General features: G+C 38.9%; 11 protein-coding genes and 1 riboswitch. Of the genes, 7 read left to right on the top strand and 4 right to left on the bottom strand.

The window, feature by feature from the left end:
- The first annotated feature begins 160 nt into the window (after nucleotides 1–160).
- Complete coding sequence (locus ACNQFZ_RS06300; protein WP_458414472.1) at nucleotides 161–1900, top strand: phospho-sugar mutase; 1740 nt, start codon at nucleotides 161–163, stop codon at nucleotides 1898–1900.
- 33 nt (nucleotides 1901–1933) lie between these two features.
- Here the strand turns inward: ACNQFZ_RS06300 and ACNQFZ_RS06295 are convergent, their stop codons facing one another.
- The gene (locus ACNQFZ_RS06295) at nucleotides 1934–2284 is read right to left on the bottom strand and encodes a hypothetical protein (protein ID WP_458414471.1); all 351 of its coding nucleotides are present in this window, start codon (nucleotides 2282–2284) and stop codon (nucleotides 1934–1936) included.
- Nucleotides 2285–2477: 193 nt separating this feature from the next.
- Nucleotides 2478–2717 carry a YhdB family protein gene (locus ACNQFZ_RS06290; RefSeq protein ID WP_458414470.1) on the bottom strand — a complete coding sequence of 80 codons (240 nt, stop codon included), beginning with the start codon at nucleotides 2715–2717 and terminating at the stop codon, nucleotides 2478–2480.
- A 175-nt stretch (nucleotides 2718–2892) separates the two neighbouring features.
- Here ACNQFZ_RS06290 and ACNQFZ_RS06285 point away from each other — a divergent pair, with 175 nt between their 5' ends.
- From ACNQFZ_RS06285 to ACNQFZ_RS06265, 5 genes are all read left to right on the top strand, one after another.
- Nucleotides 2893–3084: a DUF5370 family protein gene (locus tag ACNQFZ_RS06285; protein WP_458414469.1), complete on the top strand. Its 192-nt coding sequence runs from the start codon at nucleotides 2893–2895 to the stop codon at nucleotides 3082–3084.
- Between the two features lie 341 nt (nucleotides 3085–3425).
- A complete protein-coding gene (locus ACNQFZ_RS06280; RefSeq protein WP_458414468.1) occupies nucleotides 3426–5102 on the top strand; it encodes a spore germination protein in 1677 nt (558 codons plus the stop codon).
- Nucleotides 5099–6307, top strand: coding sequence for a Ger(x)C family spore germination protein (locus ACNQFZ_RS06275; protein WP_458414467.1), 1209 nt, complete (start codon nucleotides 5099–5101; stop codon nucleotides 6305–6307). Before ACNQFZ_RS06280 ends, ACNQFZ_RS06275 begins: the two co-directional genes overlap by 4 nt.
- A 13-nt stretch (nucleotides 6308–6320) precedes the next feature.
- Nucleotides 6321–7439, top strand: coding sequence for a GerAB/ArcD/ProY family transporter (locus ACNQFZ_RS06270; RefSeq protein ID WP_458414466.1), 1119 nt, complete (start codon nucleotides 6321–6323; stop codon nucleotides 7437–7439).
- A 143-nt stretch (nucleotides 7440–7582) separates the two neighbouring features.
- Nucleotides 7583–9004: a SpoVR family protein gene (locus tag ACNQFZ_RS06265; RefSeq protein WP_458414465.1), complete on the top strand. Its 1422-nt coding sequence runs from the start codon at nucleotides 7583–7585 to the stop codon at nucleotides 9002–9004.
- Between the two features lie 405 nt (nucleotides 9005–9409).
- On the opposite strand, the gene ACNQFZ_RS06260 is transcribed toward ACNQFZ_RS06265, so the two are convergent.
- Nucleotides 9410–10069, bottom strand: a complete 660-nt coding sequence (locus tag ACNQFZ_RS06260) for a DsbA family oxidoreductase (RefSeq protein WP_458415329.1) — start codon at nucleotides 10067–10069, stop codon at nucleotides 9410–9412.
- 194 nt (nucleotides 10070–10263) lie between these two features.
- Here ACNQFZ_RS06260 and ACNQFZ_RS06255 point away from each other — a divergent pair, with 194 nt between their 5' ends.
- Nucleotides 10264–11019 carry an NRDE family protein gene (locus tag ACNQFZ_RS06255; protein WP_458414464.1) on the top strand — a complete coding sequence of 252 codons (756 nt, stop codon included), beginning with the start codon at nucleotides 10264–10266 and terminating at the stop codon, nucleotides 11017–11019.
- Between the two features lie 6 nt (nucleotides 11020–11025).
- Here the strand turns inward: ACNQFZ_RS06255 and ACNQFZ_RS06250 are convergent, their stop codons facing one another.
- On the bottom strand, nucleotides 11026–11937 hold the full coding sequence (locus tag ACNQFZ_RS06250) for a cation diffusion facilitator family transporter (protein ID WP_458414463.1): 912 nt from the start codon (nucleotides 11935–11937) through the stop codon (nucleotides 11026–11028).
- A 140-nt stretch (nucleotides 11938–12077) separates the two neighbouring features.
- A riboswitch (cobalamin riboswitch) is annotated at nucleotides 12078–12258 on the top strand.
- The last annotated feature ends 208 nt before the right edge of the window (nucleotides 12259–12466 follow it).

The following is a 12466-nucleotide window of genomic DNA, read 5'->3' as shown; positions in this document are numbered from 1 at the left end:
CATGTAAAAATATTGTTACAAAATAATAAAATTAAAAGGAGAATTGTATGGGAAAATATAAATAGTATTATGTAAGTAAATACAATTTGTAATAGGGCTATGTTGATTAAAATAGTATAATAAGCATCCCTAAAATTAAATTTGGCAAAGGGAGGATTTTATGAGCTGGAAAGAGCAATATGAGAGATGGGCTGCCTTTGAAGATTTGGAAAGTGAGCTCCAACAAATATTACAAAATAAAAAAGATGATGAAAAATGGCTAGAAGATAGCTTTTATAAAAATTTAGAGTTTGGTACCGGTGGTATGCGCGGGGAAATTGATCCTGGTACAAATCGTATGAACATATATACAATCCGGAAGGCAGCTGAAGGACTGGCACGATACATAGAAGGTAATGGAGATGAAGCAAAAGTACGTGGGGTTGTCATTGCATATGACTGCCGCCATAAATCACCTGAGTTCGCAATGGAAGCAGCGAAAACATTAGGTCAACACGGCATTCAATCCTATGTTTTTGAGGAACTGCGTCCGACTCCTGAGCTATCTTTTGCAGTCCGACATTTACATGCCTATGCTGGAATCGTTATTACTGCAAGTCATAATCCGCCAGAATACAATGGCTTTAAAGTATACGGTCCTGATGGATGTCAATTGCCGCCAGCAGCAGCGGATCTAGTCATTGCAAAAGTAAATGAAGTTGATAATGAATTGACAATCGAAGTAGCTGATGAGAAGAGCTTAAAGACAAAGGGTTTATTACATATTATTGGAGAGGACATTGATCAAGCCTACATTGAGCGTGTTAAAACGATTTCATTAAATCCGGAGTTATTTGCAGAAAATAATGTGAAGGTTGTATTTACGCCGCTCCATGGTACTGCAAATAAGCCTGTGCGTGCTGGATTTGAAGCATTAGGCTTTAAAAATGTAACGGTGGTGAAAGAACAGGAACTTCCAGATCCCAATTTTTCAACTGTAAAATCTCCTAATCCAGAAGAGCATGCCGCGTTTGAATTGGCAATCAAGGAAGGAACCAAGGTCGGAGCAGATCTACTGATTGGGACTGATCCTGATGCAGACCGTCTTGGTATTGCAGTGAAAAATAGTGCTGGCAACTATGAGATTTTAACAGGAAATCAAACAGGTGGAATTCTCCTTCATTATTTATTGTCTGAGAAAAAAGCGAAAGGAATTTTGCCTAGTAATGGCGTTGTCTTAAAAACAATCGTAACGTCTGAGTTTGGCCGTGCAATTGCTGCAGATTATGGACTTGATACGATTGATACGTTAACCGGATTTAAATTTATCGGTGAAAAAATAAAGGAATATGAGGAAAGCGGAGAGTGTGTATTCCAATTTGGCTATGAGGAGAGCTATGGATATCTTATAGGCGACTTCGCAAGGGATAAAGATGCGGTGCAGGCAGCGATTCTGGCAGTAGAGGTTGCCGCATTTTATAAAAAGCAAGGAAAGACTTTATATGATGCGCTCCTTGACCTTTATGCCCAATATGGCTATTACCGCGAAGGTTTAAAATCATTAACATTAAAAGGAAAAGAAGGGGCCGAACAAATTCAAGAAATACTCGCTGCATTTCGTCGGAATCCACCAACCTCAATGGGGAACTTGCAGGTAGTACAAATCGAGGATTATTTATCAAGTGAGAAAAAAGTAGTATTAAATGGCAGTGCGGAAACCATTGACCTGCCCAAATCAAATGTATTGAAATATATTCTCACTGATGGCTCATGGTTTTGCTTACGCCCATCTGGAACAGAGCCGAAAGTTAAATTTTACTTTGGTGTAAAAGGCAACTCCTTAGAAGATAGTGACGATAAGTTACAAAATATTAGCACGGATTTGATGAATCAAATTGAACAATTACTTCAAGCTAAATAGTGATCGTATAAATAAGCCCACAGTTTTGTGGGCTTATTTATACTTAATGGTGTATGTGCCGTCTTCGGTTTTAATGGAAATATGGTTTGGCTGTACATGGGTGTGGAGCTTATTTATTAATGGGATTTCATACGTCTCATTTGGAACTTGCTGAAATTGTGCATGATCTGTGGCAGTCCGTCCTTTTCCATGCAGCTGTAAAACATAAGGGGAGACATACCCATCAATGGTTGGTGGACGTTCATGAAGGTTTGCTCCACTTAGCGTCATTGTAGTTTCATCTATATCACGATTTACTTCTTTTGTTATATGGACCACCTTGCCATTCAGCTTATTCAATGTTTCCTGCAGCTCGAGATCATCTTCGGTTGGTTTTCTGCTCAAATTATTTCGCCTCACATTTTATCTTTTTAAAGTACGGACTCTTAAATTTAAACGGACACTAGTTCCGTCATTGTATGAAAAAATAGCCAATTCCCAATGTTTTTTCATAAATAACGGAATCTGTGTCCTTAAAAATGGTGAAAGCATATTATTTAATGGAATTAACGGATTCAATGTCCGTTAAAATTCCTCATTATCCATAAATAGAGGTAGAAGAAGGAGTAGTTGATAAGGCGTGATCTACATACGTCAGCAAGTGATAAGCTTTATTCTCAATGACCGAATAATCCCGACTGAAATTACAGGCATGGAGAAATTGCTCAATTTTTTTTGATAAAAAATCATCCTTCGTACGGACCATTAATATCAACAAATTATCCCATTCTCCGCGATTCATATAAAATAATGCTTTATCATAATCGACAGCATTCATTTACATTCCCCTTTCGAAGAATTGAATTTAGTTTATGATAAAAACAAAGTTTTACACTACAGTCGGTACAGTAAATGTTGACATGTCATTTGAAACCAAAACGTAGGAGTCAACATATTTTAAAGCCGTAATGGGTAAAATAATCAATGGAACGTAAAATAAAGGTGGGAAAGCCATGGGGGCAATAGAACGTGAAGGCTATGTATTTCATGTGGAATTCAGCCAAATATCAAAAACAGCTGCACTCCACGTTACAAAAAAAGGACAATTTGTTACGGAATTAACATTCCCTTTTGAAGGTATTGAACCGACACAGGAACAAGTAGAGGAAAAAATTGAAGCATATCTTGGTGATACACAGTGTTAATTGCTAATGGTCAGAGTCTTCCGAAATGGGAGGCTCTTTTTTATTTTTACCAATCCTACTTACAATCGGAATCCCTTTACTGTTCATCACAAACCAGACGAGTATGGGACCTAAAATATTAAAGGCAAAAACGCTAATCACCACGGTCCAAATAAACGGTTTCGTATTTAGGAAATTAACATATATCCAAGAATGATAAAAATCCATACTAAATCAGCCTTTCAAAAATTTTTCAGCATTACCTTCTCATCTTTCCCAGCTATGTAGTATTTAACCAAAAAAGAATAAATCATCGTTAAATAGGAAAGAAAATAATAGGAACGTGCGAAGGGGTAGCATACATGAACAAGACACTTGAAGAGAAGATGAAAAGCACATTTGAAGAAAATATTGATGACAATATCGCCGTAATAGAAAGCATTCTAGGAGACAATACGGATTTGGCGAAAAAGGAATTCATCTTTCATGCCCAAATGGATGTTAATATGGCCTGTTTTTATATGGACGGTTTAACGAATACAAATGAAATTGAAAGTATACTTGAATCCTTATTTTTTAAAGCACCAAATCTAATTGTTACTAGTAAAGTTGGTCCGATTAAGAAAGATATTGCGAAAAAAATAATGGACAATTTGATTACCCACCCATCGGCCAAAATCATTAAAGAAGTTAAGGAAGCAATTAACGAAATTTTAATGGGCAATACTGTTTTTTTTATAGATAAAAGTAAGGACGCTATTACGGTTTCTACAAAAGGCTGGGATACACGGTCTGTCGACGAACCAGTGACAGAACAGGTTGTGAGGGGTCCTCGAGATGGGTTTACCGAAAGTATAAGAACGAATACAGCATTGGTTCGACGGCGCTTACGTGACCCCTTGCTGCAAATTGAAAGTATGAAGCTCGGTACGAAATCAGAAACAGACATCAATATTGCTTATTTAAAAGGGACTGTAAAAGAGGCTGTACTGAAAGAGGTTAAAAGTAGATTAAATAAAATAAAAATCGATGCCATTTTGGAAAGTGGCTATATTGAAGAATTGATTGAGGATGCCCCACTTTCACCATTCCCAACTATTCAAAGCACAGAACGGCCTGATAAAGTGGCAGCTGCCATTCTCGAAGGAAGAGTGGCCATTTTTGTTGATAATACTCCCTTTGTATTAATAGTACCTGCCTACTTTTGGCAATTTTTACAAGCAAGTGATGATTATTATTCAAGATATTTTACTGGGACATTCTATAGGTTAGTTCGCTATATCGCTTTTTTTGTAAGCCTTACATTACCCTCATTTTATATTATGCTGGCAAGTTTTCATCAGGAAATGATCCCTACTTCCTTAGCACTGACCATTGCTTCTGGGCGAGAAATCGTTCCTTATCCAGTATTGTTGGAAGCTATCATAATGGAGGTTGCTTTTGAACTTATGCGTGAAGCGGGTTTACGGATGCCAAAACCTGTTGGACAGGCTGTAAGTATTGTTGGTTCCTTAATCATCGGTCAGGCAGCTGTTCAAGCTGGACTTGTATCGCCATTCATGGTCATCGTCGTTGCGTTAACAGGAATTGCCTCTTTTGCCATTCCAAGCTATGCTGCATCGTTTTCGATACGGCTCTTACGCTTTCCGCTCTTAATCGCATCAGGAACGCTTGGGTTATTAGGGTTTACAGCATGCTTTTTTATACTGGCCATTCATGCCCTTTCGATTCGATCTTTTGGTGAGCCATATTTAGCACCAGCAACTCCGTTTAAACCATCAGATCAAAAAGATGCAATCATCCGCTTTCCATGGTGGAAAATGATTAGCCAACCGGAGTTAGCCGAAGGACAAGAAGATCGGGTACAGGAGGATCAAAAACCACAGCCACCCAACATTCATCCTGAAATTAAAAATGAAAAAACAGATGATGATGTCCAGTCTAGCAATAAGAAATTGAATGAGGCGGAACAAAATCCAGTAGAATCGAAAAAAAGGATTAGAAAACCAAAGAAGCTGAAGGGAGAGAAAAATGAATGATAAAACAGGTCTCTATCCCCGTTATTCTTGCAGTTCTACTCCTTTCAGGATGTACCGGTAAAAAGGAAATTAACGATTTAGCATTGGTAATGGCAGTTGCCATTGATAAAGTAGAGGAATCAAAAGAAGGTGATGGCAATAAATATGAGATTACGGTTGAGGTTGCCCGACCTGCAGATTCAAGGGGGCAAACTGGAGCGCCGGCAGGGAATACAGGCGATCCAATTTGGTCAGCATCAGCACAAGGGCAGACAATCTTTGATGCGATTCGACATATGGCCAGTATCTCCACGAGAAGGGTATTTTGGGCACATAATTTTATTATTGTTGTGAACGAAGATGTAGCTAGAGATGGAATTAAGGAAATCATCGATTTTTTTACAAGAAATCCAGAACTCAGGATGAGGACATGGATTGCCATAACACCTAATAAAGCCAAGGATATTGTTTCAACGATGACAGGGCTTGAGGTAATCCCTGGGGAAGCTCTTGACAAGCTTTATCGCTATACCGATATATCCGGTGCTGCTCCGAGAACGGAATTACTGGATGTCCAATCCGCCTACCTCAGCGAAACAACACAGCCAATCATCGCTCGGATGCGGTTAATTGAACGCGGTGTTTCAAATAAGAAACAAGGTCAAGCAGGCGCCATAAAGCAGGTGGAGTTAGAAGGGGCAGGTGTATTTAAAGGTGACAAGCTTGTTGGTGTTTTAGGTCGAAGGGAGTCTAAGGCCGCTGTATTATTTATTGAAAAAGTAAAATCGCAGACAGTTGTCCTTGCATGTCCGAAAAATCCGGAAGAATTGATTACGGCAGAAATTGTTCATGATAAATTCAATGTAACTCCATCCTATGTGAACGGTAAACCCGCTTTTACTGTGAATTTTAATGCATTTGTAAATATAGTTGAAGCAGGTTGCCCATTCTCGATTGCAAATGAGGCAGACGTAAAAACAATTGAGAAAGATATTGAGGGCGATATTAAAAGTGTTATCGAAGGACTAGTAACAAAAGCACAAAAGGAGTATAAATCAGATTTCCTGGAATTAGGGCAACGCTTTAATAATAAATTTCCTAGCGAGTGGAAGACCATTAAGAAAAACTGGGATTCAACTTTTTCTGATGTACCGATTACAGTTAATGTTGACGTAAAAGTGAAAGGCGGAGTTTTATTATATTCTCCAACCCGTTCCGGGAAATAATGAGGGATGAGCGATGAGAGTTCAAATAACGAATGGAATGTTAATGGGATTAATCATTAACATGGTGTATGCAAAATCAATTGGTCTTACCCAAGGGAGTATGGCCCGTGAAGTTGGCAGGGATATATGGCTTTCAACAGTTATTTCCAGTGTGGTTGCAGCAGGTTTGATTTTCTTCATTGTTATGGTTATGCGGCGGATGCCAAAGGGCGATTTGATAGACCAAGGTAAAAAACTAATAGGGGCTTGGTTTGAAAAATTACTAGGTCTAATCTTTTTTGTGTTTTTCCTCAGTTCAATGGGCCCCATCATGGCCACATTTGTCTATCACCTGAAGGATTATTTTTTACCGGATGCACATACAAGTGTATTTATTATCGTCGCTATAATTGTTGGGTGTTATGCAATTTATTTTGGCTTAGAGGTCATTTCCCGAATGGCACTGATCGGCGTGTTTTCAATATTATGCTTAAATATCTTATTGTTATTTGGTTCATTAGGAAAGTTTGACATACGTGAATTATTGCCGGTATTTGAATCAGGAGTTGTTCCTACAGCTTTTGCTGGCCGCCATTTGCTGGCTGATTGGACGCTAGTGTTTATGATGGTTGCCCTCATTTTACCAAATGTAAAAGAGGTTAGCGTGTGGAAACGGTCTAGCTTGGCAGGAGTTTTTTATGGAACGGGTTTTATTTTAATGTGGCCGATTGTAGAAGTAGGCGTTATGTCAGCAGCAGTAGCAGGAAAGTATGTTGTCTCGTGTATGCAGATGGCCAGAAGTGCACAAATTGGTTTGTATATACATCGATATGAGATGATTATGATTGCCTTTTTCTCTATTTCACTATTAACGCAAGTCATGATGAGCCTCTACTGTGGGTGTCTATCTTTACAAAAGGTATTTGGACTTAAAAATTATCGTCGTCTAATCGTTCCCGTTGGGATTTTGTTTGGAGGCTTTGGCTATTGGATTGTGTTTGACCATGCTCATGCCATGCATTTTATAGAAAACGAGTGGGTTGGTATTTCCTTATCTTTAGCAATTTGTGTTCCATTATTTATTTGGTTAATAGGTTTTGCCTTAAAGGATCGGTTGAAAAATAAAGAGGATTCCGAGCAGGAGCAGGTGTAATCACACTTGCTTCTTTTTCTTGTTAATCTTTTTTCATGAAATATCGGAATACAACATAAATTTACAGAAAGGGTAGAATGTTTTCCATTATGAAGGTGTATTTGATCATGAACATGCTTTATTAACATAAAGGGGAGATAAGGATGGCAAGAAATGATCATCAGGCATTACAATATGCGATTGATGAAATTACAGAGATTGCAAAAGGATTTGGTCTTGATTTTTATCCAATGCGCTATGAAATTTGTCCTGCTGAAATCATCTATACTTTCGGTTCATATGGGATGCCGACAAGGTTTTCTCATTGGAGCTTTGGAAAGCAGTTTCATAAAATGAAACTACATTATGATTTAGGCTTGAGTAAAATCTATGAACTTGTTATTAACTCTGATCCATGCTATGCCTTTTTATTAAATACAAATAGTTTAATTCAAAATAAATTGATTGTAGCACATGTATTAGCCCACTGTGATTTCTTTAAAAATAATGTCCGCTTTAGTAATACGAAGCGTGATATGGTCGAAAGTATGGCGGCAACGGCCGAGCGGATTAAAAAATATGAGCATGATTATGGAAAGCTTGAAGTTGAAAAGTTTTTGGATGCGGTATTAGCAATCCAAGAGCATATTGATCCATCCTTATTAAGGGCGAAACTTTCCTGGTCTATTGAGGATACACTGGTCGATGAGGTGGAAGAGGATTCTGTTGCTAAATCACCATACGATGATCTGTGGCGCTTGGATGAGCGTGATAATAAAAAGGATGCTCCAAAAAAGAAAGGAAAACGGTTTCCGCCACAGCCGGAAAAAGACCTACTACTATTTATAGAAGAATATAGCCGTGAGCTTGAGGAGTGGCAGCGTGATATATTGACAATGATGCGTGAGGAGATGTTATATTTCTGGCCGCAATTGGAAACGAAGATCATGAACGAAGGCTGGGCTTCGTACTGGCATGCGCGGATCATTCGCGAGCTGGAATTAACGTCCGATGAAGCGATTGAATTTGCGAAGCTGAATGCCGGTGTTGTTCAGCCATCACGGACATCGATTAATCCCTACTATCTAGGCTTGAAAATTTATGAGGATATTGAAGAGCGCTATAACAATCCAACTGAAGAAATGATAAAGCTAGGTGTGGAACCTGGATCAGGTCGTGAAAAAATATTTGAAGTGCGGGAAGTCGAGTCCGATATTTCTTTTATCCGAAACTATTTAACGAAAGAATTAGTGAACCGTGAAGATATGTATTTGTTCCAGAAACAGGGAAAGGATTATAAAATCGTAGATAAAGAATGGGAGAATGTTCGCGACCAGCTTGTAAATATGCGCGTAAACGGCGGGTTTCCTTATATAACAGTCAATAACGGTGATCATTTGAAAAATGGTGAGTTGTATTTGAAGCATTGGTATGAAGGCATCGAGCTCGATATTAAATATTTGGAAAAAGTTATGCCATATATTTATCAGCTATGGGGCCGTCCAGTTCATATGGAAACCGTGGTTGAGAGTAAGGGTGCATTATTTTCGTATGATGGGAAGGCCATGCATCGGAAGTATATATAGAGAATGTTGTTGGGAGCTGCTGAGGGATCGGCAGCTTTTTTGACTTTGTGAGCGTCTTGCGTGCCTGAAAGCGGTATGTAGGCAAGGAAAAGAGAACGCAAGATGGTCTCACATGCCCGGAATCGGTGTTGAGACAGGAAAGTGGTAACGCAAGACGGTCTCACGTGCCCAAAACTGTTGCCAAAGCTAGGAACTGGTAACGCAAGATGGTCTCGCGTGACCAAAACCGTTGTCGAAGCTAGGAACTGGTAACGCAAGATGGTCTCGCGTAATCGAAATCGCTGCCGAAACAAGAAACCGGGTACGCAAGATTATCTCACGTACTCGGAATCCCTGTTGAAGAAAGAAACTGTGCACGTGAAATTCCATCTTTGCAATTTCCCGCCAAGCTAGGCTACCCGCCGGCTACTTCTTCGGTATTTCACAGCCATTCTCGTCGCAACTAGGCCCGCCGTCACCGGCCCCCTCCACCTCAAACGGTCCATCCTGTGCCAAAACTTGCTGTAAAGCCTGCACAAACATTTCAGTTGGCTGTGCACCTGTAATTGTATATTTTCTATTGATGAGGAAGAAAGGAACACTCCGAATTCCAAGTGAAGCGGCTTCCTGTTCATCAGCACGAACATCTTCACTCATATCATCAGTAGCGAGCATTGCGGCCACCTCCTCGCGACTCAATCCAACTTCCTCTGCTAGCTCAACTAAAGTTTGGTGGTCTCCAATATGTTTTGATTCGGTAAAATAGGCACGCAAAATTCGCTCTGTCATTTCATTCATTAAGCCACGAGCTTTTGCATACAATGTGAGGCGGTGCGCATCAAATGTATTTGTTAAAATTAGCGTATCAAAATGATAGTCCAAACCAGCCTCAGCAGCCATCTGCACCATATTGCTGCAGTTTGCTTTTGCTTGTTCAATGGACATCCCATATTTTTCCGCCAACTTTTCGTACATATTCTTTTCTACATTACGCTCCATCGTTGGATCTAATTCAAAACAACGGTAAATTACCTGAACAGGTTGGTCAATTTTCTTAAGTGCATCCTCCAGATGCCTCTTGCCGATATAGCAAAATGGTCAAGCAAAATCAGTCCACATTTCAATTAACATGGAAAATACCTCCCTATGCTTTTTACCTAGTATATTATTATGACTTAACCCGGTCTATTTTATTGCTCACAGTTACAATAAATTGGAAAATAATGATACCATTCAATATAATGAAAGTTATCATTTTAAAATGAAGGTTGTGGTTGATCTTGTGTTTAATTTTATTCGGCTATCATGTCCATCCAAAATATAAGCTGATTGTTGCTGCCAACCGTGATGAATTTTATGGAAGGGAAACTGCACCTGCTTACTATTGGGACGACCATCCGGAAATTCTTGCCGGAAGGGATTTTAAAAAAATGGGCACGTGGATGGGTGTAACAAAAGGGGGCCTTTTTGCAGCCATCACCAATTTCCGTAACCCAAACGAGAACACGGAAGATAAACGTTCCCGCGGAGAGTTGGTATCAAATTTTTTAAAAAGTAATGTACCACCGGAAGAATATTTACAGACTTTGAAAGATACCTCTTCCATGTACCCTGGCTACAATCTATTAGTTGGCAGCCAAAATGAATTGATCTATTTTTCTAATGTCACAAAAACCCCCTTCAAGATAGAGAAAGGGGTTCATGGCGTCAGTAATCATTTGCTTAATACGAATTGGCCAAAGGTTCAAAAAGGAAAAGAAGACTTTGAAAAAATAATAAATGGAAGAGAAGAAAATATCATCGAACGGTTATTTACGTTGCTTCAAATTAGTGATCCTGCTCAGGATGAAGCCCTCCCTAATACTGGTGTATCGTTGGAGATGGAGCGTATGCTCTCACCAATTTTCATTAAAAGTGAAAACTACGGTACAAGAAGCTCTACAGTGCTATTAATGAACGAACAGAAAATTATCTTTAACGAGCGAGTGTATTACAAGTCGGACTATCATGATCAGCAATATGTAATTAATTTTTGAAAAAGCTTAAATTGGAACAAACAAACCGTCAACATGTTCCGAAGCCGGCTCCACATGGACATGAACATTGAATACATCATGCTCTTTTTTTAAGATATCTTCAACTTCTGTGGAAATATCATGGGCATTTTGAAGGGGAAGATCCGAGTTAACAAGGATTACGATGTCAACAACGGTATTATTCCCATAATTTCTTGCTCTAATCTCTTTTATATTTTTTACGCCTGAAACATGTAAAATTGTATCTTTATAATCTTCAATCAGCTTTTCATCAAAACCATCAGTCAAGCTATGGGATGTATCGATAAAAATATCCCAAGCTGTCTTACAAATAAGATAGCCAACAACAATGGCTGCAAGGGGATCAAGCCAGGCCAGATTGAATTGTGAGCCGATAATTCCAACCGCTGCTCCAATACTAACCCAGGCATCTGATAAATTATCCTTTGCAGCTGCCAAAACAGCTTGACTCTTTATTTTATTGGCTAATCTTTTGTTGTAGAGATAAACAAAGAACATGATGAAGGCACAAAAAATCCCAGTCCATGCTGAAATGAGGTCTGGAGCTTCTGATTTCCCATCAAATATCGATAAAACCGCTGCATATAGTACTTGAAGGCCTACGGACATCATAATAAACGAAGCTACCATTGAGGCTACTGTTTCAGATTTCCAATGACCATAAAGATGGTCCCTATCCGCAGGCTTTTGTGAAATTCGTAAGCCAATCAGTACGGCAATTGAGGAAATAATGTCCGTGCTGTTATTAAATCCATCAGCTTTTAAAGCTTCGGAATGGGTCATAAAGCCAATTAGCAATTTAAGCCCCGCTAAGATTATATACGCAATTATACTAATAATGGCACCACGTTCCCCAAGCTTTAAATCATTGTACCTTTGTTCTCTTTGTTGATCCATCTGTAATCCCCCAATAATTTTTGAATATAAATAGTACATTTTTTACGTGGGTAGGCTAGAAACAATCAGAAGGTTTGGATTATTTTGTCGAACTTAAAATAGACAAAATACTTTGATAGGTGTATTATATCTTTAAAAATTCAATATTATTTTGGTTAGGTGCAATTTAGTTTGCTTAAAAGGGAAGTTCGGTGAAAATCCGGCACGGTCCCGCCACTGTAAATGCTAAGAATCACAAGTAAAGCCACTGTAAAAAACGGGAAGGCTGTTGATTTATTTTAAGGCATGAGTCAGGAGACCTACCTAATCCAGAACACCCAAAAAACCCTACGAGGAATAGGGAGGTGCGAGTAAACGAATAAACATTATAATTTATTTTGTTACATAAAACCACCTCCCGCTTTTGGGGAAGGCGGTTTTTTTTATACTGATATGAATGAAAAATTTTGTCGGATATCAGTATAAGAAAGGACATCGACTTCCGCCATTGTGGGCGGCAAGTCGTGTCTTTCTAAATGGTCAAAAAGCA

The organism is Schinkia acidoalkalinis (assembly GCF_054301215.1).
The sequence above is the reverse complement of the archived record's forward strand: the minus strand, read 5'-3'. Positions and strand labels throughout refer to the sequence as shown.